Annotated in this window: 19 protein-coding genes; 14 read left to right on the forward strand and 5 right to left on the reverse strand. The window is 62.4% G+C overall.

Annotation, left to right across the window (positions count from 1 at the left end; translation table 11 throughout):
* Nucleotides 1-581 precede the first annotated feature (581 nt).
* The 3 genes from J6524_RS22630 to J6524_RS22640 all read left to right on the forward strand — a co-directional run bounded on the left by J6524_RS22630 (nucleotide 582) and on the right by J6524_RS22640 (nucleotide 3,566).
* On the forward strand, nucleotides 582-1,586 hold the full coding sequence (locus J6524_RS22630) for a TRAP transporter substrate-binding protein (protein WP_225674555.1): 1,005 nt from the start codon (nucleotides 582-584) through the stop codon (nucleotides 1,584-1,586).
* Between the two features lie 148 nt (nucleotides 1,587-1,734).
* Nucleotides 1,735-2,250, forward strand: coding sequence for a TRAP transporter small permease (locus tag J6524_RS22635; protein WP_225674557.1), 516 nt, complete (start codon nucleotides 1,735-1,737; stop codon nucleotides 2,248-2,250).
* Nucleotides 2,247-3,566, forward strand: a complete 1,320-nt coding sequence (locus J6524_RS22640; RefSeq protein ID WP_225674559.1) for a TRAP transporter large permease — start codon at nucleotides 2,247-2,249, stop codon at nucleotides 3,564-3,566. The genes J6524_RS22635 and J6524_RS22640 overlap by 4 nt, the downstream gene beginning before the upstream one ends.
* 85 nt (nucleotides 3,567-3,651) lie before the next feature.
* Here J6524_RS22640 and nhaD read toward each other — a convergent pair whose 3' ends face one another.
* The 3 genes from nhaD to J6524_RS22655 form a co-directional block, all read right to left on the reverse strand.
* A complete protein-coding gene (nhaD, locus tag J6524_RS22645) occupies nucleotides 3,652-4,929 on the reverse strand; it encodes a sodium:proton antiporter NhaD (RefSeq protein WP_225674561.1) in 1,278 nt (425 codons plus the stop codon).
* A gap of 75 nt (nucleotides 4,930-5,004) precedes the next feature.
* Entirely contained in the window at nucleotides 5,005-6,513 is a 1,509-nt protein-coding gene (locus tag J6524_RS22650) for a sensor histidine kinase (RefSeq protein WP_225674563.1), read from the reverse strand.
* A gap of 141 nt (nucleotides 6,514-6,654) precedes the next feature.
* Nucleotides 6,655-7,929 carry a serine hydrolase domain-containing protein gene (locus J6524_RS22655; RefSeq protein ID WP_225674564.1) on the reverse strand — a complete coding sequence of 425 codons (1,275 nt, stop codon included), beginning with the start codon at nucleotides 7,927-7,929 and terminating at the stop codon, nucleotides 6,655-6,657.
* Nucleotides 7,930-8,063: 134 nt separating this feature from the next.
* Between J6524_RS22655 and J6524_RS22660 the strand changes: the two genes are divergently transcribed.
* From J6524_RS22660 to J6524_RS22685, 6 genes are all read left to right on the forward strand, one after another.
* Entirely contained in the window at nucleotides 8,064-8,978 is a 915-nt protein-coding gene (locus tag J6524_RS22660; protein ID WP_225674566.1) for an intradiol ring-cleavage dioxygenase, read from the forward strand.
* A 332-nt stretch (nucleotides 8,979-9,310) separates the two neighbouring features.
* Entirely contained in the window at nucleotides 9,311-10,630 is a 1,320-nt protein-coding gene (locus J6524_RS22665; protein WP_225674568.1) for a CmpA/NrtA family ABC transporter substrate-binding protein, read from the forward strand.
* Between the two features lie 66 nt (nucleotides 10,631-10,696).
* Nucleotides 10,697-11,605, forward strand: a complete 909-nt coding sequence (gene ntrB, locus J6524_RS22670; protein ID WP_225674570.1) for a nitrate ABC transporter permease — start codon at nucleotides 10,697-10,699, stop codon at nucleotides 11,603-11,605.
* Between the two features lie 11 nt (nucleotides 11,606-11,616).
* Nucleotides 11,617-12,411, forward strand: a complete 795-nt coding sequence (locus J6524_RS22675) for an ABC transporter ATP-binding protein (protein WP_225674572.1) — start codon at nucleotides 11,617-11,619, stop codon at nucleotides 12,409-12,411.
* A 33-nt stretch (nucleotides 12,412-12,444) separates the two neighbouring features.
* A complete protein-coding gene (locus J6524_RS22680) occupies nucleotides 12,445-13,662 on the forward strand; it encodes an NAD(P)/FAD-dependent oxidoreductase (protein ID WP_225674574.1) in 1,218 nt (405 codons plus the stop codon).
* Between the two features lie 13 nt (nucleotides 13,663-13,675).
* A complete protein-coding gene (locus J6524_RS22685) occupies nucleotides 13,676-16,381 on the forward strand; it encodes a nitrate reductase (RefSeq protein ID WP_225674576.1) in 2,706 nt (901 codons plus the stop codon).
* Between the two features lie 159 nt (nucleotides 16,382-16,540).
* On the opposite strand, the gene J6524_RS22690 is transcribed toward J6524_RS22685, so the two are convergent.
* Nucleotides 16,541-17,467, reverse strand: a complete 927-nt coding sequence (locus J6524_RS22690) for a response regulator (RefSeq protein ID WP_225674579.1) — start codon at nucleotides 17,465-17,467, stop codon at nucleotides 16,541-16,543.
* Nucleotides 17,457-20,828, reverse strand: coding sequence for a hybrid sensor histidine kinase/response regulator (locus J6524_RS22695; RefSeq protein ID WP_225674581.1), 3,372 nt, complete (start codon nucleotides 20,826-20,828; stop codon nucleotides 17,457-17,459). The genes J6524_RS22690 and J6524_RS22695 overlap by 11 nt, the downstream gene beginning before the upstream one ends.
* A 173-nt stretch (nucleotides 20,829-21,001) precedes the next feature.
* Between J6524_RS22695 and urtA the strand changes: the two genes are divergently transcribed.
* The 5 genes from urtA (at nucleotide 21,002) to urtE (ending at nucleotide 26,058) form a co-directional block, all read left to right on the forward strand.
* Complete coding sequence (gene urtA / locus J6524_RS22700; RefSeq protein ID WP_225674583.1) at nucleotides 21,002-22,261, forward strand: urea ABC transporter substrate-binding protein; 1,260 nt, start codon at nucleotides 21,002-21,004, stop codon at nucleotides 22,259-22,261.
* Between the two features lie 128 nt (nucleotides 22,262-22,389).
* On the forward strand, nucleotides 22,390-23,316 hold the full coding sequence (urtB, locus tag J6524_RS22705) for an urea ABC transporter permease subunit UrtB (RefSeq protein WP_225674585.1): 927 nt from the start codon (nucleotides 22,390-22,392) through the stop codon (nucleotides 23,314-23,316).
* 18 nt (nucleotides 23,317-23,334) lie between these two features.
* Nucleotides 23,335-24,477 carry an urea ABC transporter permease subunit UrtC gene (gene urtC / locus J6524_RS22710; RefSeq protein WP_225674587.1) on the forward strand — a complete coding sequence of 381 codons (1,143 nt, stop codon included), beginning with the start codon at nucleotides 23,335-23,337 and terminating at the stop codon, nucleotides 24,475-24,477.
* 124 nt (nucleotides 24,478-24,601) lie between these two features.
* Nucleotides 24,602-25,357, forward strand: a complete 756-nt coding sequence (urtD, locus tag J6524_RS22715) for an urea ABC transporter ATP-binding protein UrtD (RefSeq protein ID WP_225674589.1) — start codon at nucleotides 24,602-24,604, stop codon at nucleotides 25,355-25,357.
* A gap of 11 nt (nucleotides 25,358-25,368) precedes the next feature.
* A complete protein-coding gene (urtE, locus tag J6524_RS22720; protein ID WP_225674591.1) occupies nucleotides 25,369-26,058 on the forward strand; it encodes an urea ABC transporter ATP-binding subunit UrtE in 690 nt (229 codons plus the stop codon).
* Nucleotides 26,059-26,066: the final 8 nt, after the last annotated feature.

Consider the following 26,066-nt stretch of genomic DNA (forward strand, 5'->3'; position numbering starts at 1 on the left):
GGCCGCCATGCTTACTATGTCGCGTTCAGGCTCCGGATTTCTACGGGATTTGCAGCCGAAATTGGCCTCGCTCAGCGCGTGCCGCTGCGCCATCACTTAAGTCCGTGTGCGGTGATGCCTGACGAAATGCGGCAAAATTCAGCGCAGGCTCCAGATCGGCATATCGGGAAATTGCGGCAAGCGGTGCGTTTGACGCACTATCGGAATCCAGCAAATCGCGCAGTGTCGTCGAGCAGGGTCGAGGCGGATGCGACCTGACATTGCGCAACATTTGCGGCGCGTCGGTGCGCCCATTCAATGAGCATCATCGGCGGTGTTGGCACGGATCGCTACTCACTTCAGCGACGCACGTCCGGTGCAATGCCGATTGGCCCGGGACTATTTGCGCGGGCCGAAGGCCGCTTCCGCCGGAGCCTCTTGGGGGTGCGCAAATGATCGCGATCATCGGTTTGCAGTTTGTTACTACTTAAATTGGCTTCCACAGCCGCGCCGTTTTGCATACGCTTCGCAGTAGTCGCCGCGTCGTCGGCCAGGCCGAAGTCCCGCTCACAAGGGACGGGCCATCACAGGGGAGGAACGCCATGAAGCGAAGAACCGTACTTGCGGGCCTTGGTGCGACGGCTGCTGCCGGCATCCTGGGCATGCCATCGATCCTGCGGGCGCAGGCGCCGATCTCACTCAACGGGGCCGTGCAGTTCAATGATGATCACGCCTTCAACCGGGCGCTGCTCCGCTTCGAAGAGCTGGTGAAGAAGTACTACGGCAAGCCGGTCAACTTCACGCTGCACCGCAACTCGTCGCTCGGTCTCGAAAAGCAGTATTTCGAGTACATGTCGCAGGGCAAAGCAGTCGACTACGCCATCGTCTCGCCGGCGCACATGTCGACCTTCGCCAAGGCTGCGCCGTTCATCGATGCACCTTTTGTGTTCAAGGGCATCGAGCACATGAACAAGGTGGTGCAAGCGAACATTCTGGCGCCGATCGCCGACGAGGTCGCGGCCAAAGCCGAGGTCGTCCTGATCGGCTATGCCGGCGGCGGCGTCCGCAACATCTTCGCCAACAAGCCGCTCAGAAACCTCGCCGATCTCAAGGGCCTCAAGGTGCGCGTGCAGGGCGCGCCGATCTGGTCGAAGACGTTTGCGGCGGTCGGCATGAGCCCGACGGTGATCGCCTATAACGAGGTCTACAACGCCATCCAGAACGGCGTGATCGCGGCCGGCGAGAACGAGGCGGCCGGCGTCGAGGCGATGAAGTTCTACGAAGTCGCGCCGCACCTCAACCTGACGCAGCACGCGGTGTCGATCCGGCCGATCTGCTTCTCGGTGAAGACCTTCAAGACCCTGCCGAAGGATCTGCAGGAAGCGATCATGAAGGCCGGCAAGGAAGCCGGCGATTACGGCCGCCAGCTGGAATCGAGCGAGGAGGTCGTCAAGCTCGACACGCTGGAAAAGGCAGGCAAGCTCAAGCGTATCCCGTTCGAGGAGCGCGACGCCATGAAGAAGCTCGCCGATCCCGTGATGGCCACTTACGCCAAGGAAATCGGTGCCGAGGGCATCTACGAGAAGATAAACGTCGCCGGGGGATGAACCGGAAGGTGGGGGACGGTATTTATCGCGCGCAGACATCAAGCCGCGGCTGCGCTGATTACGCCGGAGATCGACGACCGCCGGCAGCTTCCGGGCAGGCCCAGCTTCTTGCCCGGATCGGCGCACTGGTACCCGAGACGGAGCCGCAATGACTGAAATGCCTATTGTGTCCACCCCGTCGCTGTGGCGCCGAGCGACGGCGGCCTATGCAAAACTGCTGGAATTTTTGCTCGCCGCCTGCGTCGGCATTCTGATCGTTCCAGTCACGCTGCAGATCGTCTCGCGCTACACCTCCCTGATCCCGTCCTACATCTGGACCGAGGAGATGGCGCGCTTCCTGTTCGTCTGGACGATCATGATCGGCGCCATGGTCGGGATCCGGGAATCCCAGCATTTCGAGGTCGATATCTGGCCCAATCTGTCGCGCCGGAGCGAAGCCGCGGTGCGGATCGCCGCGCGGCTCGGCGTGCTGGCGATGGCGGTGGTGTTCGTCTGGGCGGGGCTCGAATTTACCCGGTTTGCCTGGAACCGGACCTCCGAACTGGCCGACCTGCCGCTCTGGCTGATTCATGTCGCCTGGCCGGTCGCGGGCGTGACGTGGATCGTGTTCGCGGGCGAACAGATCCTTGATGAAACGCGAATTCTGCTTGGGGCAAAGCAATGAGCGGCAATGTTCTTTCTGCCGGAGAGGCCGCACTGGTCCTGTTCGGCGTCTTCATCGGCCTGCTCATCATCCGCGTGCCGGTTGCCTTCGCGCTCGGCCTTGCCTGCGTGCCGATCCTCATGATCGAGCCGCGCCTGTCGATCATGACGCTCGCGCAGGAGACCTTCAACGCCTACAACTCGTTCATCCTGCTGGCGGTACCGTTCTTCCTCCTCACTGCCAATCTGATGGGCATCGGCGGCATCACCGACCGCCTGGTCGCGTTGTCGCGCTCGATGGTCGGGCATTGGCCGGGGTCGCTGGCGCAGATCAACGTCGTGCTGAGCGTGTTCTTTGCCGGGATTTCCGGCTCGTCCACCGCGGATGCGGCGAGCCAGTCCAAGATCTTCATCGATGCCCAATCCAAGGAGGGCTACGACCTCTCGTTTTCGATCGCGATCACCGCGGTATCCGCCGTGCTCGCGGTGATCATCCCGCCCTCGATCCTGATGATCGTGTGGGGCGGGCTGATCTCGACCTCGATCGCGGCGATGTACCTCGCCGGCATCGTGCCGGGATTGCTGATTGCCGGCGCGCAGATGGCGACGGTGCATGTCTATGCCGTGCGCCGCGGCTATCCGACCTACCCGAAATCGAGCTGGACCGATATCGTTTACGCCATCTGGCGGTCGATACCGGCATTGATGACGCCGTTTATCATCGTCGGCGGCATCCTGCTCGGATGGTTCACCGCGACCGAGTCCGCCTGCGTCGCGGTGCTCTATTCAATCGTGCTGTCCGCATTCTTCTACCGCGAGACCGGCTGGCGCGAACTCTACAAAGCTCTGCTCGATACCGGGCGGCTGGCCGGCGTCGCGCTGTTCTGCGTCGGCACCGCCAGCGCCTTCGGCTGGCTGTTGGCCTACTACAAGATACCGCAGGAGCTGCTGGCCAATGTTTCGACCTGGGGCATGGGCGCGATCGCTGCCGGCTTCTTCATCTCGTTCTGCTTCCTGGTCGTCGGCTGCTTCCTCGATGCCATTCCGGCCATCGTGATCGTCGGCACGGTACTGGAGCCGTTGGCCAAATCGGTCGACCTGCATCCCGTCCAGTTCGCGATCATCTCGATCGTGTCGCTGGCCTTCGGCCTGGTGACGCCGCCCTATGGGCTGTGCCTGATGATCGCCTGTTCGATTGCTGGGGTGCGGCTGCGCTATGCGCTGAAGGACACGGTGATCATGCTGATCCCGATGCTGCTGGTGTTGGCCGCCGTCATCATCTGGCCAAGCGTTTCGCTGTTCCTGCCGCGCCTCATCGTGCCGGAGATGCTCAAGTAATCGTGCGGTTCGCCACCGATCGCGGGTTGTGCGTCGGCTTGTCCGGCGCGTTGCTCGCCGCGGACAGCGATTAATGGGGTCCTCATCAGTTCATCAGACTGAATTGCACGATATAGACCGCTGCGCCGGCAAAATAGCCGAGCATTGCGAGCCATGCGATCCGGCGCATGTACCAGATGAACTGGATGTTCTCGATGCCCATCGCCGCCACGCCAGCCGCCGATCCGATGATCAGGATCGAGCCGCCCGTTCCGGCGCAATAGGCCATGAACGTCCAGAGGAAGCTGTCAGTCGGATATTGCGAGAGCGGGTACATTCCCATCGACGCCGCCACCAGCGGTACGTTGTCCACGATCGCGCTCAATAGCCCGAGCGCCAGCACGATGACATCCTGACGTCCGACCGTGCGATCGAGCCAGCCGGCCAGCGCTTCAAGAATTTTGGCGTGCTCCAGCGTCGCCACGGCGAGCAGAATGCCGACGAAGAAGAGAAGGGAGCTGAGATCAATCCGGCTCAACGCATGCGCGAGTGTCAGCCTTTCCCGCGCCTCAGGCGGTTTGTCCTTGTGCAGGATTTCTCCGGCAAACCAGACGATGCCGAGCCCAAATAGGACGCCCATGAAGGGTGGCAAATGCGTGACCTGCTTGAACGCCGGCACCAGTACGAGAACGCCAAGACCCAGGGCGAGCATGGTATTGCGCTCGAATGGCGGAAAGTCCGAAGTTTCAGTAGCGGTGCTCGTCGCCGCGAACGGCTTGCCCCTCAGCCTGAAAGTCACCGCGATCAAGGGAATCAGGAGGTTCACGACAGAGGCAGGGAGCAGTGCCGCGATGATTCCTGTCGCGGTTATCTGACCGCCGATCCACAGCATCGTGGTGGTGACATCTCCCATCGGCGACCACGCACCGCCTGCATTGGCTGCGATCACGATCATCGAGGCAAAAAGCAGCCGCTCCGTGCCGTAGTCGAGCAGCTTTCGCATCAGCGAGACCATCACGATGGTGGTGGTCAGATTATCGAGAATGGCGCTCAGAAAGAATGTCACTGCGGATACGAGCCATAATAGGCTCGTCAGCCGCTGCGTGCGGATGCGAGAGGTGATAGGCGCAAATCCGTCATGCGCGTCAATGACTTCGACAATGGTCATCGCGCCGAGCAGAAACAACGTGATCTGTGCCGTCGCCGTGATGCTGTGGTCGAGCTCGTGCCCAATTCGGCCGTGGTCGCCGATCGACAGCGCATACACTGTCCACAACAGTCCGGCGCCGAACAGCGCAGATGCGGATTTGCTGATCTTGAGCGGGTGCTCAAGGGCGATGGCGGCGTAGACAATGATGAAGATCAGGACGAGAGCGACGACCAAGGGAACCTCTGAGAAATAGCGAGATCGTCCTATGCGCTCAGGATGGTCCTGGCCATGCGACGAGGCGCCTCGCGCCTATTCCTCCTTATCGAGCGCGCAGCTCACCGTATAGACCACGCCGCGCGGCAGGAAGTCGACGGTCGCTTCGCCGCCGAGCTGATCGCGTGCGCTACGCTCGATCAGCCGCGAGCCGAAGCCGCGCTGCACCGGCGCGGTGACCGGCGGGCCGCCGGCCTCGGTCCAGATCAGCCGCAGCTTGCGGCCGTTGGCTTCCTGGAGGATTTCCCAATCCACCGCGATGGTCCCGGTGTCGTTCGACAGCGCGCCGTATTTCGCGGCATTGGTTGCGATCTCGTGCACGATCATCGACAGCACCACGGCGAGCCGCGGCGTCAGCGGAACGTCTGGTCCGAACATCCGCACCCGTTCCGCATTGTTGAGCAGATAGGGCCGCAGCACCCGGGCAATCACTTCGCGCAGCTCCGCGCTCTGCCATTTCTCCTGGCTCAAAAGGTTGTGCGCCTCCGCCAGCGCGCCGAGCCTTCCCTCGAACTTCTCGCGCTCGGCCCGGCTCGCGCTGCGGAAGGTCTGGGTGGCGATCGACTGCAACACCGCAAGGGTATTCTTGACGCGATGGTTGAGCTCCTCGATCAGGAGATTGTGCAGCATCTCGCCGCGCGCGATCTGGGTCGCCATCCGCACCGCGAAGGCGAGACCAACCATCAGGAGAACCGCGCCCATCACGCTTGTTATCGCGAGGTTGCGCCAGAGCGGCGCGACCAGCGAGCTTTCGGCAACGCCGGCGGCGACTGTCCAGCCTGTGAGCGAGGAGCGGGCAAAGCTCGTGATCAGCGGCACGCCTTCGAGCGATACGGTCGGGAAGGTGGCTTCCGGACTTTTGAACATCACCGCGTGGAGCGAGGGCGATGCACGCTTGCCGACGGTCTCCTGCGGGTTGGGCACTCGCGCAAAGTTGATGCCTTCGCCGTCGAAGATCGAGATCGTCCAATCTTTGCTCGGGCGCTGTTGCTCGACCATCGCCTGGAAGATTTCGATCGGTGGACTGAATGAGATGTCGTAGAGCACCTCGTCGTCCTGCATCACGGGCACCTCGACTGTCACGATCAGCCGCTTCTTGACCGATCCGAAGAACAGGTTGGAATAAACCGGCTTCTTCTCCGTGAAGACCTTCTCGACCATCGGCAGGTTGTTGCGGAGCGGCAGGCTTGCCGTATCAGGCGTGAGCGAGGAGAAAACCTGGCGCCCGTCGCGGTCCGCCACCAGCACCACGCCGCCTTCGCCATACTGGTCGAGGAAACCCTGGCAGATGCGGCGGAATGCCTCGAAGTCCCGCTTGTGTAGTGCGTCTGTTAGCGACAACACCTGCAGCGCGCCGGTGATCCGCTGCATCTCCGCATCAAGCACAAGGCGAATGCTGCGAACCGTTTCAAGTACCCGTTGCGTCGCGTTCTGGCGGTCCTGCTTGTAGTTGTTGAAAACGATGCCGGCCGCGAAAAGGATCAGCGGCAGTGTGGTGCCCGCAACCAGAAGGACGAGACGCACTGGCAGTGAAAGCTTCGGCAACGCAAGCCCCGGATCGGCCCCCAACGTCCCCAAAGCATAGGAGAAGCCGCCGAATTTCGCCAAGGATATTAAGAGGATGAATTAGGGTATTCAGGCGCGTTGGAGGGAGGCCGGGTTCCGCCATGCGTCCCGGCCGCCGCCTCAGACATTGCTGTCCGTGATAGCCGCATACACCATGGTACGCAGCTCGCGCCGTAAGGGATAGGCGCTCGATGGCAGCACCTGGGTCATGAAGATCGTGATCAGCTCTTCCGCGGGATCGATGAAGAATGAGGTCGTCGCCGCGCCGCCCCAATTGTATTCACCGGGGCTGCCGGCAATCAGCGTCTGCGCCGGATTCATGGTGACAGCAAAGCCAAGCCCGAAGCCGATGCCGTTATAGGCGGCTTCCGAGAACAGCGAGCGCGACATAGCCGGCAGATCCACGCCGCCGGGCAGGTGGTTCGATATCATCAGCTTCAAGGTTTTTGGTCCGAGCAGGCGGACGCCGCCGAGTTCGCCGCCATTGAGCAGCGCCCGGCAGAAAGAGAGGTAGTCGGCCGTCGTCGAGCACAGGCCGCCGCCGCCGGAGATGAAGGAAGGCGGCTCCAGGAACGAGCTCGTCGCCGGATCGTCCTGCAGCGTCAGCGTGCCCTTGCGATCAGCGGCGAGCGGGTTGAAACCGGCCTCAGGATCGGCCGAATAGCACGCCGCGAAACGGTGCGCCTTTTCCTTCGGGACGAAGAAATCGGTGTCGTGCATGCCGAGCGGATCGAGGATGCGCTCTTTCAGGAATTGCTCGAACGGCTTGCCGCTGATTACGCCGATAAGATAGCCGATCACGTCGGTGGCGACGGAGTAGTTCCAGCCTTCGCCCGGCGAAAACTCCAAGGGAATTTTCGCGAGGTCGTCGATCATGCCGTGCAGTGTGCCGGCCTTGATGACTTCGCCGATCTTGTTCTCGCGATAGGCGGCGTCGACATTGCTGCGCTGCTGGAAGCCGTAGGTCAGGCCGGACGTGTGCCGCAGCAGGTCCACGATCAGCATCGGCCGCGACGGCGGACGGGTCAGGAACGCAGGGTGCGTGCCGGCCACGAACACGCCGAGGTTCTTCCACGCTGGGATATATTTGTGCACGGGCTCGTCGAGCGCGACGCGGCCTTCCTCGACCAGCATCATGAAGGCGACGCTGGTGAGCGGCTTGGTCATCGAATAGATGCGAAAGATCGTGTCGTCCTTGACCGGCACCTTGCGCTCGATGTCGGCAAAGCCCTGCGAGATCGAATGGACGACTTTGCCGCGGCGATAGATCAGGAGCTGCGTTCCCGGAAAGCGGCCGGCATCGATGTAGCGTTGCTTCAGGTGGTTTTCGAGGCGGTCGAGCGCCGCCTGGGACATTCCGGCTTGCTCGGGCGAGGCAGGGGTGGGAGCTAACATCGGCGCTGATCTCCGGCTGGGCGATACGGCTTTGATAGCCGAAAAGTGTCTCCCGTTCCAACCGACCATGCTTATCCAGAGTGGGGCGGTAGTGTAGGCTCGCGCCAACTTCGTTTATTTCGCAGGACAGCAAAATGCGCCAATTCAGTGAGACCGAACTGACCGCCGCCGTGATCCGCAGCTTCGACGCCACGCCTGATGCGCGCGCCAAATTCCTGCTGCAGGAACTGGTGAAGTCGCTGCACGATTATGTCCGCAGGACCGATCTCACCTTCGAAGAATGGGAATACGCGATCGACTTCCTGACCCGGACCGGCCAGAAGTGCACGCCGATCCGGCAGGAGTTCATTCTTCTCTCCGACGTGCTCGGCGTGTCGATGCTGGTGGATGCCGTCAATCACAGGGAGCGCGAGGGCGCGACTGAAACGACGGTGCTCGGCCCGTTTTATGTCGGCGAGCACAAGGTGACGCCGCATGGCACGGATATTTCGGCCGAGCTGCCTGGCGAGCGGATGTTCGTGCAGAGCCGCGTCACCGACCTCAAGGGCAAGCCGCTCGCGAATGTGCCGGTGGACATCTGGCACGCCGACGGTGACGGCTTCTACGATTCCCAGAAGCCAACCTATGAAACGCAGGGGCCCTCGTCGCGGGCGCGTTTCATCACCGATGCCGATGGCAGGTTCTACTTTCGCACCATTCTGCCGTGCAGCTATCCGATTCCGACCGATGGGCCCGTTGGCGAGATGATCCTGCAGACGCGCCGCCATCCGATGCGGCCGGCGCATATCCATTTCCTGGTCAATGCATCAGGCTATCAGCCGCTGATCACCCACGTCTTCATGGAAGGCGACAAGTATCTTGATTCCGACGTGGTGTTCGGGGTCAAGGACGAGTTGGTGGCGAAGATCGAGAAACGCAGCGATCCGAGGATGCCGGACGGCAAGCCAGCCGGCGAACCCTGGCACCTCATGACCTACGAATTTCGGATGAAGCCGGGCGAAGGAAACGCGCCAAAACCGATGCTGGCGAAGACCGCCGAGGACGCGTAAGGCAGCGTCTTGCACAGCTTGCTCAATTCTTGTGCGTCGCACAAGGATTGAGCGAATCGCAAGTTTAGAATGCGATGACTGGTTCCTGACCGGTGCCGCTTTTTACGGCAGTTATCTCGCAATATACTGAAATAAATAATCTTTTCGCGATGCGGGAGGCTTGGCACGAAGCTTGAATAGTTAGTGCCGACGCCATTGTCGCCGTCCCTTGAGACCACTTATCCGAATCGTGACGCCGCACGTCCGGGGCATCCCCGGCGCGCGCCCTTATGCGTCTCGCGCGGCGACACGAAACGGAGGGCCCCATTCACACGCAAAGGAGCGCACTACCAATGACGAAGCCTACCCATCCGACCTCGCGCCGCGGTTTCAGCCGCCGCCAGCTTCTGAAGGCGACCGGCGGGACGGCAGCACTGCTCGCCGCCGCCAAGCTGAACTTCCCCGCCGGCGCGTTCGCGCAGGGCGCGGGTCCGGAAGTCACCAAGGCGACACTCGGGTTCATTGCGCTTAGCGACGCAGGGCCATTGTTCGTTGCCAAGGACAAAGGATTTTTCGCCAAGCACGGAATGCCCGATGTCGAAGTCGCCAAACAGGCCTCGTGGGGCACGACCCGCGACAACCTCGTGCTCGGCAGTGAAGGCAATGGCATCGACGGCGCCCACATCCTGACGCCGATGCCTTACCTGATCTCGGCCGGCAAGGTGACGCAGAATAACGTCCCGACGCCGATGTACATCCTGGCGCGGCTCAATCTCGATGCGCAATGCATCTCGATCGCAAAGGAGTACGCCAACCTGCAAATCGGAGTCGACTCCTCGCCGCTCAAGGCGGTGTTCGAGCAGAAGAAGGCTGCCGGCAAGGCGGCGAAGGTCGCAATGACTTTCCCGGGCGGTACGCACGATCTCTGGATTCGCTACTGGCTCGCGGCCGGTGGCATCGACCCCGACAAGGATGTGGAGACTATCGTGGTGCCGCCGCCGCAAATGGTTGCCAACATGAAGGTCGGCACGATGGACGCTTTCTGCGTCGGCGAACCCTGGAATCTACAGCTCATCAACCAGGGCATCGGCTACACCGCTGTCAACACCGGCGAGCTCTGGAACAAGCATCCGGAGAAGTCGTTCGGTATGCGCGCAGCCTGGGTCGACAAGAATCCGAAAGCCGCCAAGGCGATCCTGATGGCTGTTATGGAGGCGCAGCAATGGGCAGACAAGGCCGAGAACAAGAAAGAGCTCGCCACCATCATGGGCAAGCGGCAGTGGATGAACTGCCCGGTCGAAGACGTTTACGATCGTTCGGCCGGCAAGTTCGACTACGGCATTCCGGGCAAGGTCGTCGAGAACTCGCCGCACATCATGAAATATTGGCGCGATCACGCGTCCTATCCGTTCCAGAGCCATGATCTCTGGTTCATGACGGAGGACATCCGCTGGGGCAAGTATGAAGCGGGCTTCGACAGCAAGGCGCTGATCGCTAAGGTCAACCGCGAGGATATGTGGCGTGACGCGGCCAAGACGCTCGGTGTCGCCGCATCCGACATCCCGGCCTCGAAGTCGCGCGGCAAGGAGACCTTCTTCGACGGCAAGGTGTTCGATCCGGAGAATCCGGCTGCGTATCTGAAGTCGCTTTCGATCAAGCGTGTTGATGTCTGATCAAGTCCGGGCCGCGCGTAAAGGAGCGTGCGGCCCGCCCTCTTTGAACACGGAGACACATTTTCAATGACGATGCCTGCGATCAAAGCCGAAGCCACTGCTGTGGCCATTCCGACCGCATCGCCAGTCACGGCGGCGCCGGTGGTGACGATGACGCCGAAGCAAGCGCCGCGCGCGGAGAAGTACATCAAGATGATAAAAGAAGCCGCGATACGCGTCGTGCCGCCGCTGATCGTGCTCGCGCTGTTGATGCTGTTCTGGGAGTTGGTCTGTCGTCGTACCGGCTCGACGCTGCCGCCGCCATCAAAAGTCTTCAAGGACACAAAGGAACTGATCTTCGATCCGTTCTTCGACAATGGCGGCATCGACAAGGGCCTGTTCTGGCATTTGTCCGCCTCGCTGCAGCGCGTCGCATACGGTTATTCGATCGCCGCTGTCGTCGGCGTCGCGCTCGGCACGCTGGTCGGGCAGTCGGTCTGGGCGATGCGCGGGCTCGATCCGCTGTTTCAGGTCTTGCGCACCATCCCGCCGCTGGCATGGCTGCCGCTGTCGCTTGCTGCATTCCGCGATGGCCAGCCCTCGGCGATCTTCGTGATCTTCATCACCTCGGTGTGGCCGATCATCATCAACACCGCCGTCGGCATCCGCAACATCCCGCAGGACTATCGCAACGTCGCAGCGGTGGTGCAGCTCAACCCGCTGGAGTTCTTCTCCAAGATCATGATCCCGGCGGCCGCGCCTTACATCTTCACCGGTCTTCGCATCGGCATCGGGTTGTCGTGGCTGGCGATCGTCGCAGCTGAAATGCTGATCGGCGGCGTCGGCATCGGCTTCTTCATCTGGGACGCCTGGAACTCCTCGCACATCAGCGAAATCATCCTCGCGCTGTTCTACGTCGGCATCATCGGCTTCGTGCTCGACCGCCTGATCGCGGGACTGGCGAAGATCGTGACCCGCGGCACCGCGCTGAACTGAAGGAGAATGTCATGCAGGCCTATCTGAAGCTCGACCACATCGACAAGACCTTCACCCGCGGCAACGCCACGACCGAGGTGCTGAAGGACATCAACCTGACGATCGAGAAGGGCGAATACGTCTCGATCATCGGCCATTCCGGTTGCGGCAAGTCCACCTTGCTCAATATCGTTGCAGGCCTCACCAACGCGACGCAGGGCGGCGTCCTGCTAGAAAACCGCGAGGTCAACTCGCCGGGACCGGATCGCGCGGTGGTGTTCCAGAACCACAGCCTGCTGCCCTGGCTGACGGTCTATGAAAACGTCAAGCTTGGCGTCGACAAGGTGTTCGCCTCGACCAAGACGCGGGCCGAGCGCGACGCCTGGGTGATGCACAATCTCAATCTTGTGCAGATGGCGCACGCCAAGGATAAGCGTCCATCAGAAATCTCCGGCGGCATGAAGCAGCGCGTCGGCATTGCGCGGGCGCTCGCGATGGAGCCGAAGGTGCTGCTGCTCGACGAGCCCTTCGGCGCGCTCGATGCGCTGACGCGCGCGCATCTGCAGGACTCGGTGATGGCGCTGCATCAGAAGCTCGGCAACACCATCCTGATGATCACGCACGACGTCGACGAGGCCGTGCTGCTGTCGGACCGCATCGTGATGATGACCAACGGCCCGAGCGCGCGGATCGGCGAGGTGCTGGAAGTGCCGCTGGCGCGGCCGCGCAAGCGGCTCGAGCTGGCAACCAACCCCGGCTACCTCAAGTGCCGCCAGCGCGTGCTCGAATTCCTCTACGAGCGGCATCGCTTCGTCGAGGCGGCGTAGTTTCGCGCACAATCCGCCGGGTGAGGACGCGCCATGAGCGAACCGCTTGTCATTGTCGGCAACGGCATGGCCGCAGCCCGGCTGGTCGACGAACTCACCAAGGTGGCCCTGGGCCGCTACGCCGTCGCCGTGATCGGCGACGAGCCGCGCCTTGCCTACAACCGCGTGCTGTTGTCATCGGTGCTGGCCGGCGAGACAACGTCGCAGGACATCGAATTGCGGCCGGCATCCTGGTGGCGCGACCGCGGCGTCACGCTGAAATATGGCTGCCTGGCGACCGAGATCGATGTCGGCCGCCGTGAACTCAAGATCGAGAACGACGAAAGCATTCCGTTCTCGAAGCTGGTGCTGACGACAGGATCGTCCCCGCTGCGGCTGAACATGGCGGGCGCCGATCTCGCCGGCGTACATACGTTCCGCGACAGCCGCGACGTCGACCTTCTTCTTGCGCTTGCCGCACAGAAAAGGCGCGTGGTGGTGGTCGGCGGCGGCTTGCTCGGCCTCGAAGCGGCCTATGGCCTTGCCAAAGCCGGCGCGCCGGTCACGCTCGTGCACCTGATCGACCGCCTGATGGAGCGCCAGCTCGATGCACCAGCGGCGGCGCTCCTCAAATCCATCGTCGAGCGCAAGGGCATCGAGATCCTGCTCAACGCCAACACTGCGCGCATCCACGGCGAGACGCGCGTTGAGGACGTCGAACTGGCGGACGGTCGCCTGATTCCGGCCGATGCCGTGATCTTTGCCGCCGGCATCCGGCCGAATATCGCGCTGGCGAAGGAAGCCGGCATCCCTGTCAACCGCGGCATCGTGGTCGACGACCATCTGCAAACCGGCGCGTCCGGCATCTTTGCCATCGGCGAATGCGCCGAGCATCGCGGCGTCTGCTACGGCCTGGTCGAGCCGGCCTATGAGCAGGCGAGGCTGCTGGCGCGGCATCTTGCCGGGCGCGAAGCGTCGTATGCCGGCAGCATCGTCGCGACCAATCTGAAAGTTTCCGGCGTCAGCGTGTTCTCCGCCGGGGATTTCATCGGCGGCGAGGGTAGCGAAAGCATCGTGCTATCAGACATCAACCGTGGCACCTACAAGAAGCTCGTGATTGCCGACGGGCGCCTGACCGGCGCGGTGCTGATCGGAGATGTCACTGATGCGCTCTGGTATCACGAATTGATCCGTATGCAGCAGCCGACGGCCCGAATTCGTGCCGACATGATGTTCGGCCGCTCGCTCGCGATGCGTTCGGAAGCTGCATGATCGGGTTACCCGCATGACCATCGTCGCTCCCGACCTTCGCGCTGTCAAAACCACCTGCGCCTATTGCGGCGTCGGCTGCGGCATTCTGGCGACGCCGGACGGGCGAGGCGGGGCGGCGATATCGGGCGATCCTGATCATCCCGCCAATTTCGGCCGGTTGTGCTCAAAGGGCTCGGCGCTCGGGGAGACGCTGGGGCTTTCCAATCGGCTGCTCTATCCGATGATCCGCTGCGGCGAAGGGAAGATGGAGCGGGTAGCGTGGAGCGACGCGCTGGACCACGTTGCGCACCGCTTCCAGCACATCATCGCACGCGACGGCCCGGACGCGGTCGCGTTCTATCTCTCCGGCCAGTTGCTGACGGAAGACTATTATGTCGCCAACAAGCTGATGAAGGGGTTTGTCGGCAGCGCCAATGTCGACACCAATTCGCGGCTCTGCATGGCGTCCTCCGTCGCCGGCCACCGCCGAGCCTTCGGCGCCGACACCGTGCCTGGGTGCTACGAGGATCTCGACGAGGCCGACCTTCTGGTGCTGGTCGGCTCCAACGCGGCATGGTGCCACCCGGTGCTGTACCAGCGCATGCTCGTGAACAAACAGAAGCGCGGCGCGCGCATGGTGGTGATCGATCCGCGCCGCACCGACACCGTCGGCGATGACGATCTGTTTCTCGGATTGAAGCCAGGCACTGATGCCGCGCTATTCAGCGGCCTGCTGGTTTACCTCGCAGATAGTGGCGTGCTCGACCGTGACTACATCGCGCTTCACACGACCGGCGTCGATGACGCCATCGCCCGTGCCCGCAGCATGGCCGGTAGCGTCGGCGCCACCGCGCTGGCGACCGGCCTCTCCGAGCAGGACGTCGCGACGTTCTTTCAAATGTTCGCGAACACGCCGCGCGTGGTGACGCTTTACTCGCAGGGCGTCAACCAGTCGGCGCAGGGCACCGACAAGGTCAACGCCATCCTCAACTGCCACCTCGCGACCGGGCGGATCGGCCTGCCCGGCGCATCGCCGTTCTCGCTGACCGGGCAGCCCAATGCGATGGGCGGCCGCGAGGTCGGCGGTCTCGCCAACCAGCTCGCCGCGCACATGGGCTTCACGCCGCCCGACATCGATCGTGTGCGCCGGTTCTGGAAGGCGCCGCGCATCGCGACCCATGAGGGGCTCAAGGCGGTGCAGATGTTCGAAGCGATCGCGCGCGGCGAGATCAAGGCGTTGTGGGTGATGGGCACCAACCCGGCGGTGTCGCTGCCGAATGCCGACGGCGTCCGCGACGCCCTAAAGAAGCTCGATCTGTTCGTGATTTCCGAGAACGTGATTTCCAACGACACGGTGGATGCCGGCGCGCACGTGCTGCTGCCGGCGCTGGCGTGGGGCGAGAAATCCGGCACCGTGACCAACTCGGAGCGCCGCATCTCGCGGCAGCGCGCGTTTCTTCCGGCGCCGGGAGAGGCCAAGCCCGATTGGTGGATAATGGGGGAGGTCGCGAGGCGCCTCGGCTTCGGCGCGGCTTTCAGTTTCGCCTCAGTAGCCGATATCTTTCGCGAGCACGCCGCGCTCTCGGCATTCGAGAACGAGGGCGCGCGCGATTTCGATATCGGCGCGCTGCAATCGCTGTCGGATAGTGATTTCGACGCGATGGCGCCGGTGCAATGGCCGATCCGGCAGGGCGCCGATCCGCAGGCGCGATTCTTTGCCGAAGGCGGCTTCTTCTCGAGCGACTTCAAGGCCCGCTTCATCGCGCCGGAAGTCCCTGCGTTGCGCACCGAGACTACGCCTGCACGGCCGCTGCGGCTGAACACCGGCCGCATCCGCGACCAGTGGCACACCATGACCCGCACGGGGGAGAGCCCGCGGCTCGGCCAGCATCTGCCGGAGCCGTTCGTCGAAGTTCACCCTGACGATGCCGCGCGTTACGGCGTCGCCGACGGTGATTTCGCCCGCGTCACGACCGATTACGGGCAATGCACGCTTCGCGTTGTCGTCAGCGCGCGCCAGCAGCGCGGCATGCTGTTTGCGCCGATCCACTGGAGCGAGGCGAATGCGACCGGCGCCCGCGTCGGCTCACTGGTGGCGCCCGTCACCGATCCGTTCTCGGGCCAGCCCGAGAACAAGGCGACGCCGGCTTCGATCGCGCCGTACGAATATGTGTTCCGCGGCTTTGCGCTATCGCGCCGGCCGATCGAATTCCCGGCGCACGCCTGGGTGGCGCGGGTCGCCATCCAAGGCGGCTACGGCTATCTCTTCGCCGACAATGCCGATCTCACCGGCTGGCAGTCCTGGCTGCAAGCCATCGCGACCGACGACCTCGCCGAATACAAGGATTTCGGCGGCGGCGTCTATCGCGCGGCGTGCTTCGACGGTGACCGCATCGATAGCTGCCTGTTTATCGGCCCCGCGCACGACGCCGGGGACTGGAACGTGGTCAAGGACCTGTTTGCAGCGGATAGGCTGGGCGGTGACCAGCGCCGGATGCTGTTGTCAGGTAAATCCGCCGACGGCCTCGCCAATGCCGGCCCGATCGTCTGCGCCTGCTTCGGCGTCGGCCGCAACACGATCGGCGAGGCCATCTCCGCCGGCGCACGGTCGGCAGCCGATATCGGTGCGAAGCTGAAGGCGGGCACCAATTGCGGTTCGTGCATTCCGGAGTTGAAGCGGCTGGTTGCGGAGAGCGCTCTCAATTCTCGACAACAGCCTCAGTTAACCGCAGCAAACTGACTGTCCACCGTCATTGCGAGAAGCGCAGCGACGAAGCAATCCATCTCTCCGCTTGCGGCGCTATGGATTGCTTCGCTGCGCTCGCAATGACGACGGAGGGCGCAGCGGCCCTTCTCCCTCTCCCCGTGAAGAACGGGGAGAAGGAGCGCAACCACCCCGTCACCCCCTCCTGTTCTTCGCATTCACCGCGATTGCCGCCGCTGCAGTGCGGTTCTCGACGCCGAGCTTGGCGTAGATCTGCTCCAGATGCTTGTCGACGGTGCGCGGGGAGAGGCCGAGAATCTGCGCGATGTCGCGGTTGGTCTTGCCCTTGGAGAGCCACGACAGCACTTCGCCTTCGCGCGTGGTCAGCCCCAATTCGCTGGAGAATTCCGCAGGCGCATCGGCGCCGGAATCTTTGGCGAGCCGCAGCAGGAATTCGTTGGCGCCGAGCTTGCCCATATATTGCAGGCGGAGCGGCTCGTTGCCGGGCAGTGCCGCGATCACGGTGGCTTTCGATCCTGCCTTGCCCTTGCGCGCCTGCTCGAGCCATTGCGGGATCGGGTCCGGCAACACGACAGCGTCGCCTTCGCTCGAAAGCGCGTCTGACAACAGCTTCTGCGCCTGCGGCGTCGCCCACATCAGCTTGCCCGCGCCGTTCACGGCGAGCAGATAGCGGCCGGAAACGTCGAGCGCGGCGCGGGCGCTCTGGGTCAGCCGCGCGTTCGCAAGGTGAACGCGGATCCGCGCCAACATCTCCTCGACCGCGATCGGCTTGGTCACATAGTCGACGCCGCCGGCCTCCAGCCCACGGACGATGTGTTCGGTTTCGGCCAGGCCCGTCATGAAGATGATCGGCACATGGTCGAGCCCGGCATCGCGCTTCAGCCGCCGGCAGGTTTCAAAGCCGTCGATGCCGGGCATGACGGCGTCGAGCAGCACGATGTCTGGCGTGATCTGGTCGACGATCCGCATCGCGGAAGCACCATCCAGCGCGACCATGACCGTCATGCCCGCGCCGTCGAGCGCATCCGTGAGCAGCCGCAGCGTCTCCGGGGAATCGTCGACCACGAGAGCGACGTCGCGCTTTTTCGTTTCAATGATCATAGCTGTGCAGCGCTTTCAGGGTCGCCATGTACTGGTCGAGATCGAAGCGATCGATCAGGCCGCGCATCTGCGAGACGAAGTCGGCGTGCTCGGGATAATCATTGCCAATCTCGTCGAGCTTGAGCTGGATGGCCCTGATATAGCCGAGTTGCCCGAGCCCGATCAGTTCCTCGACATACTTCACGGGCGGCCGCGAGCCGGTCTCCGGCTTCCAGCGGGGCAGGGCGGGCTGTTCGGCTTCATGCTGCCATTCGAGCTTGAGCAATTGCCGGATGGCTTCGAGCAGCCGTGGAATGTCGATCGGCTTCATCAGATAGCCGTCGTGGAACGGCTGTGCCAGCGGCGCGCCGTGCGCTTCCAGCGCGCTCGCTGACACCATTAGAATGCGCGCCTGATGATGACCGGTTGCGCGTAGCGTTTCAGCGACAGTCCATCCGTCCATCCCAGCCATCGAGATGTCGAGCAGGAACAGATCGGGCCGGCAGTGCTGCGCCAGCGCGAGACATCCAGGTCCATCGGGCGCGCTGAGCAGGATGAAGCCGAGCGGCGCCAGCACCTCGCGCAGAAGGTCGCGATGGGTCGGGTCGTCATCGGTGATCAGAATCGTCTTGCGCGGCCCGTGATAGCCGAAGATCGGCGCCTCCACCGGTGCGATCCGCGTTGGATTGGTCACCTCCGACAGCAGGATTTTCACGCGGAACGTGCTGCCGGTCCCGACCTCACTCGTCACCTTGATATCGCCGCCCATCACGCCCGCGAGCAGACGGCTGATGGTGAGGCCGAGCCCGGTACCGGTCTGCGGCTGCGACACGCCGAGCGCGCCGCGCTCGAAGGGTGCAAAGATGCGCTCGAGATCGTCCGCCTGAATGCCGGGGCCTGTATCGATGATTTCGAATTCCGCGACCGGGCTGCGGTAATGGACGACGAATTGCACGCTGCCCACTTGCGTGAATTTCAACGCATTCGACAAAAGATTGATCAGTACCTGCCGCAACCGCTTCTCGTCGGCATAGACCACGACGGGCAGCACCGCCGGCCGCTTGAATACGAAATCGATGCCCTTGGCGGCAGCCTGCACGCGAAACATGCCGACGAGCTGATCGAGGAATTCGCCGAGCCGCACCTCGTCGCGCGAAAGATAGAGCCGGCCCGCCTCGATCTTGGAAATATCTAGAATGCCGTCGATCAGCCCCGACAGATGATCGGCGCTGCGGCGGACCACGCGCACCTGATCGCGCGGCTTGGTAGCGAGACTTGAATCCTGCTCCAGCAATTGCGCATAGCCCGAAATGGCGTTGAGCGGCGAGCGCAGCTCATGGCTCAGCCCCACCACATAGCGGCTCTTGGCGAGGTTGGCGGACTCCGCGACCTCCTTGGCGCGCTGCAGCTCAGCGTCGGTGCGCTTGTGCGCGTCGATTTCCTGAATCAAGAGCGCGGTCTGCCGCCGCGTCTCCGCCTCCGCCGCGCGGCGGCTTTGCTGCGCCAGAACGAACAGCCACGCCACCACACCGATGATGATGGTGAGCGCAAAGAACACCTTCCACAACACGTCGGATATCTGGACATTGTCGAGAGGCAGCGTTGACGAGGTCTGCAGGTAAATCAGCCCCAGCGTCAGTCCGACCAGGCCGGCGGAAACCGCGAATACGCCGAGATAATGCCCCACTTGCGAGTTGATCCGCGCATAGATCGTCTCCGGCAATAATATCCCAAGCAAGTCCGAGACCTGTGCCCCGGCGCGTGCATGCGGCTTGCAGAGATCGTGGCATCGCGCATCGAGCGAGCAGCACAGCGAGCAGATCGGCCCGGCATAGGCCGGGCAGGAGGCCATGTCCTCCGGCTCGAACGAATGCTCGCAGATGCAGCACTGAATTGCTTCGAGATTCTGCCAGCTCCGCTTCGGCTTTCGCGCGATGTAATATTTGCCGTCGGTCGCCCATGCGATCAGCGGCGCGGTGACGAACGCGACCGCGAGCGCGACAAAGGCGGAGAGCGCTTTAGCCGTCGGTCCGAACAGGCCATAGAACGCCGAGATCGAGATGATGGTCGCAATCGTCATCGCGCCGACGCCGACTGGATTGATGTCGCAGAGATGCGCGCGCTTGAACTCGATATGCTGCGGCCGCAGGCCCAGCGGCTTGTTGACGACGAGATCGGCAACCAGCGCGCCGACCCAGGCAATCGCCACGTTGGAATAGAGCGCCAGCGTCTGCTCCAGCGCTTTGTAGACACCGATCTCCATCAGCAGCAGCGCGACCAGCACGTTGAAGACGAGCCACACCACGCGTCCAGGATGGCTGTGGGTCAGCCGCGAGAAGAAGTTCGACCATGCGATCGAGCCCGCATAGGCGTTGGTGACGTTGATCTTGATCTGCGAGAGGATGACGAAAAGACCTGTCAGTGCCAGCGCCATGTCCGGCTGCGACAGCACGTAGCGGAACGCCTCGAGATACATATGCGCCGGCTCGGCGGCCTGTTCGGTGGAGAGGCCGTGGCTGATCGCGAAGAAGGCGAGGAACGAGCCAAGCAGGAGCTTCAGCGCGCCGAACAGGATCCAGCCGGGGCCCGCGATCAGCAGCGAGATCCACCATGACGTCCGCGAGGTGCGGCGATCGCGCGGCAGAAAGCGCAGGAAATCGACCTGCTCGCCGATCTGCGCGACTAGCGAAAACACGACTGAAGCGGCAGTACCGAACAGTAGGAGATCGAGCTGACCGGCGGGATCGCCATGCTCGCCGGAAAATTTGCGCCACTCTGCGAATGAATGCGGATTGGCATAGGCGATAGCAACGAACGGGAGGATATGCAGGATGATCCAGATCGGCTGCGTCCACAATTGGAAGCGGCTGATCAGCGTGATGCCGTAGGTCACCAGCGGAATGATGACGACGGCGCTGATGAGATAACCAATGGGGCGCGGGATGCCGAAGCACATTTCCAGCGCGGAAGCGAGGATCACGGCCTCGATCGCGAAGAAGATGAAGGTGAAGGAGGCGTAGATCAGCGAGGTGATGGTCGAGCCGATATAGCCGAAGCCCGCGCCGCGGGTCAGCAGATCAATATCGATGCCGCACTTGGCAGCATGATAGGCAATCGGCAGGCCGCAGAAGAAAATGATGACGCTGACAACGAGGATCGCCACGGTGGCGTTGGTGGCGCCGTAATTCAGCGTAATCGTGCCGCCGATCGCTTCCAGCGCCAGAAATGAGATCGCACCTAACGCAGTATTGGCAACGCGGGCGGCGGACCATCGCCGCGCGCTCTTGGCGGTGAAGCGCAGCGCGTAGTCTTCCAGGGTCTGGTTCGCAACCCATTGATTATACTGGCGCCTGACGCGGTCTATCCGCTGCCGCCCTGCCACTGATGCTGCTCCTGCCCGCTCAATCGACCCCGCCTAGTGCCAGCAAACTCCGTACCAAAATCTACGTCGCTATTTTGCGGTGCAGTATACGCAATCCCACGTATCTGTGCAGTGCACAATTCTGGGCAATCCTCGCCTGACCAATAAGCGTTCTCGAAACAAATGGGGTGCTCATGTCAGACGAACCGAACAAGGACCTGCGGTCGCCGCTTCGCCGCAAACTGCTGATGGGGGCGGCGGCATTGCCGCTCGTTTCGATCCTTCCGCGGCCCTCCTTCGGGGCCGGTCCCGCGACCGCTACCGTCAACACCACGGGCCTTGCGGTCACCGATACGGAAGTTACCGTCGGCATCCTGCACTCGGCCACCGGCACGATGGCGATCTCGGAGACCGGCTCGATCCAGGCCGAAAAGCTCGCGATCGAACAGATCAACGCCGCCGGCGGTGTGCTCGGGCGCAAGATCAAGTTCATCCAGGAAGACGGCGCCAGCGACTGGCCGACATTTGCGGAGAAGGCCAAGAAGCTGCTCGTCAACGACAAGGTCGCGGCCATCATGGGCTGCTGGACCTCGGCCTCGCGCAAGGCGGTGCTGCCTGTCGTCGAGCAGTATAACGGCATGCTCTACTACCCGACCTTCTATGAAGGCCTCGAGCAGTCAAAGAACGTCATCTACACCGGCCAGGAAGCCACCCAGCAGATTCTCGCGGGCCTGAACTGGATCGCCAAGGAGAAGGGCGCCAAATCATTCTTCTTTATCGGTTCGGATTACATCTGGCCGCGCACCTCGAACAAGATCGCGCGCAAGCATGTCGAGAACGTGCTGAAGGGCAAGGTCGTCGGCGAGGAATATTACGCGCTCGGCTCTACGCAATTCAATTCGGTCATCAACAAGATCAAGCTCACCAAGCCCGACGTCATCTTCACCGACGTCGTCGGCGGCTCCAACGTTGCCTTCTACAAGCAGCTCAAGGCGGCCGGTGTCGATCTCTCCAAGCAGGCGCTGCTGACGATCTCGGTGACCGAGGACGAAATCGACGGTATCGGCGGCGAGAACATCGCGGGCGCCTATGCCTGCATGAAGTACTTCCAGTCGCTCGACAACGCCAACAACAAGAATTTCGTTCCGGCCTTCAAGAAGGCGTGGGGCGAGAAGACCGTGATCGGCGACGTCACGCAGGCCGCCTATCTCGGCCCTTGGCTGTGGAAGTTGACTTGCGAGAAAGCCGGCAGCTTCGACGTCGACAAGATCGCAGCAGCCTCAGCCGGTGTCGAGTTCAAGGGCGCACCCGAGGGCTACGTGCGCATCCATGAGAACCATCACCTCTGGTCGAAGACGCGCGTCGGCCGCGCCAAGCTCGATGGTCAGTTCGAACTGATCTTTGAGACCGCTGATTTGGTCGAGCCCGATCCGTTTCCGAAGGGTTACCAGTAAGCGCCGCCATCATCAGCGGCTTCTCTCCGAGCACCAGCTCCCTGGCGTGGACCGTCAATCCGCGCTTGACGACCCCGCGCCGCGACTTTGCTCGCGGCGCGGGACCCTTTCCCCAACGGAGAAATCAGATGTTCGGCGAATACTCGATTGGCGATCTGGGCTCCATCTTCGTCATGCAGGGCTTTGCGGGCCTGATCCTGTTCTCCGTTTACGTGCTGATGGCGCTCGGTCTTGCGATCATCTTCGGCCAGATGGGCGTCATCAACATGGCGCATGGCGAGTTCATGATCCTCGGGGCCTACGTCACCTGGATGACATCGAACTTATTCCAGTCCTTTCTGCCAAGTCTGTTCAGCGGCTACTTCTTCCTCGCAATGATGTTGGCCTTCCTTGCCTCCGGCGCGCTCGGAATGCTGGTGGAGTGGGTGCTGATACGGCACCTCTATAAAAGACCGCTCGATACGCTGCTCGCAACCTGGGGCCTCAGCCTGATGCTGCAGCAGGCCTATCGTTCGATCTTCGGTCCGCGCGAGGTCGGCGTCGAGCTGCCGCAGTGGATGCTGGGCTCGCTCAAGGTGACCGACAGCATCGAGGTTCCGATCAACGGCGTCTTCGTGATGGGGCTGACGGTGCTGATCACGATCGTGGTCGCCTACGTTCTGTACAAATCGCGCTGGGGCCGTCAGGTCCGCGCTGTGGTGCAGAACCGCATCATGGCCGGTGCGGTCGGCATCAATACCGAGAAGGTCGACCGCTTCACCTTCGGACTCGGTTGCGGCATCGCCGGCATCGCCGGAAGCGCCTTCACCATGATCGGCTCGACCGGGCCGACGTCGGGCCAGCTCTACATCGTCGATACCTTCCTGGTCGTCGTGTTCGGCGGCGCCGCCAGCCTGCTCGGCACCATCGCCTCCGCCTTCTCGATCTCGCAGACCCAGTCGACGCTGGAATTCTTCATGTCGGGCTCGATGGCCAAGGTGCTCACGCTGCTCGCCGTGGTCGGAATCCTGATGCTGCGGCCGCAAGGCCTGTTCGCCCTCAAAGTCCGCAAATAACAAAAAGCAGGCCAGGTCATGATCATCAACTCACGCTTCTTCAACAGGTCCGAGCTCATCGGCTTCATTGCGCTGGCCGCCATTCTGTTCGTGATCCTGCCGCTGTCGCTGGATGTGTTCCGTCTCAACCTGGTCGCGAAATATCTGACCTACGCCTTTGTCGCGATCGGGCTGGTGCTATGCTGGGGCTATGGCGGCATCTTAAGCCTGGGGCAGGGGGTGTTCTTCGGCCTCGGCGGCTACTGCATGGCGATGTTCCTCAAGCTGGAAGCTTCCAGCGTCGAGAACACCAAGATCCAGTCGACGCCAGGCATTCCCGACTTCATGGACTGGAATCAGGTCACCGCGCTGCCATTCTTCTGGCAGCCCTTCCACAGTCTCACGTTCACCATCGCCGCAATCATCCTGGTGCCCGGACTGTTCGCCTTGATCATCGGCACCGCGATGTTCAAGCGCCGCGTCGGCGGCACTTACTTTGCGATCATCACCCAGGCCATCGCCGCGATTATGACCATCCTGATCGTGGGACAGCAGGGCTACACCGGCGGCATCAACGGCATGACCGACCTGCGCACCCTCAAGGGATGGGACATCCGGCCGGATCATGCCAAGGTCATCCTGTACTTCGTCGAGGTGGTTCTGCTGTTCGCCTGCATCGGCATCGCCCAGTTCATCCGCCTGACCAAGCTCGGCCGTATCCTGGTGGCGATGCGCGAGCAGGAAGACCGCGTTCGCTTCTCCGGTTACAGCGTCGCCAACTTCAAGATCTTTGCCTTCTGCATGGCTGCGATCTTCGCGGCGATCGGCGGCGCCATGTTCGCGCTCAATGTCGGTTTCATGTCGCCGTCCTTTGTCGGCATCGTGCCATCGATCGAGATGGTGATCTACACCGCGGTCGGCGGTCGGATGTCGATCTTCGGCGCGGTGTGGGGGTCGATATTGGTGAACTTCGCCAAGACCAGCCTTTCGGAATCCTTCCCGCAGCTCTGGCTGTTTGGCCTTGGCGCGCTGTTCATCGCAGTCGTGCTGGCCTTCCCGAACGGCTTGTCCGGCATCTGGCAGGACCACGTGCAGCCGCGCATCGATCGCCTCCTGGCATCACGCAAATCGAAACCGAAAGACGGCTGGAATTCCGTCGCCGACGGCGCACCGGCGGAGTGAGGAGATAGATCATGCTCATCGGTCACCCCGGTGCCGATGCCACACTGGCAGAATGAGGAGATAGATCATGCTCATCGGTCACCGCAGTGCCGATGCCACACTGGCAGAAATGAGGGGATAGATCATGCTCATCGGTCACCAGCCCAAGCCCTTCCTGCTTGCGGTCGAGGCGCTCACCGTTTCCTTCGACGGCTTCAAGGCGGTCAACAACCTCTCCTTTTATGTCGAGGAGAACGAGATCCGCGTCATTATCGGCCCCAACGGAGCGGGCAAGACCACGGTGCTCGACCTGATTTGCGGAAAGACCAAGGCGACATCAGGTTCGATCCAGTTTCGCGGCAAGGAGCTGACGAAGCTGAAAGAGAACCAGATCGTGCAGACCGGTGTGGGCCGCAAATTTCAAACGCCGTCGGTGTTCGAAGACCTCACCGTGTTCGAAAACCTGGAGATTTCCTATCCGCGCGGCCGCACTGTGTTCGGCTCGCTCGCCTTTCAGCGCGATAGCGCCGTGAAGCAGCGCGTCGAAGAGGTTGCGGAGATGATCTTCCTGCAGGACCGTCTCGACACCTATGCCGACCAGCTCAGCCACGGCCAGAAGCAATGGCTGGAGATCGGCATGCTGCTGATCCAGGACCCGGAACTCCTGATGCTCGACGAGCCGGTCGCCGGCATGAGCGTCGCCGAGCGCGCCAAGACCGCCGAATTGCTCAACCGCATTATCAAGGACCGCTCGGTGCTTGTGATCGAGCATGACATGAAATTCGTCGAGGACATCGCCCACAAGGTCACGGTGCTGCACCAGGGCCAGATACTTTCTGAGGGGACGATGGAGAAGGTCAAGAACGATCCGAAGGTCATTGAAGTCTATTTGGGTCACTAAGGAGCGCGTCGATGCTGGCTATCTCCAACCTTCACGTCGCCTACGGCCAGAGCGAGGTGCTGCACGGCCTCAACGTTTCGGTCGCGCCTAACGAGATCGTTGCGATCATGGGCCGCAACGGCATGGGCAAGACCACGCTGATGAAATCGCTGATGGGCATCGTGCCGACCAAGAGCGGCTCTGTCAGCATGGACGGCGCCGAGCTCAGCGCGCTGCCGAGCTATGAGCGCGTCGCCAAGGGCCTCGCCTATGTGCCGCAGGGCCGGATGATCTTCTCGAACATGACGGTGAAGGAGAACATCGAAACCGGGCTCGTGGTGTCGGGTGGCTCCGAGGTGCCGGAAGATATCTATGAATTATTTCCGGTGCTGCTGGAGATGAAGGGCCGCCGCGGCGGAAATCTCTCCGGCGGGCAGCAGCAGCAACTGGCGATCGCCCGCGCGCTCGCCACCAAGCCAAAAGTGCTGCTGCTGGACGAGCCGACCGAGGGCATCCAGCCGTCGATCATCAAGGACATGGCGCGCACCTTGAAGCGCATCCGCGACGAGCGCGGCCTGTCGATCGTGGTCTCCGAGCAGGTGCTGAGCTTTGCGCTCGATATCGCCGATCGCGTGCTCGTCATCGAGAACGGCGAGATCGTCCGCGACGATCCGCGCGACAGCGTCGATGCCGCGCAAGTCTCGAAATTCCTGTCCGTCTAATACCGTAA

The sequence above is a fragment of the Bradyrhizobium hereditatis genome (assembly GCF_020329435.1).
Lineage (GTDB): Bacteria > Pseudomonadota > Alphaproteobacteria > Rhizobiales > Xanthobacteraceae > Bradyrhizobium > Bradyrhizobium hereditatis.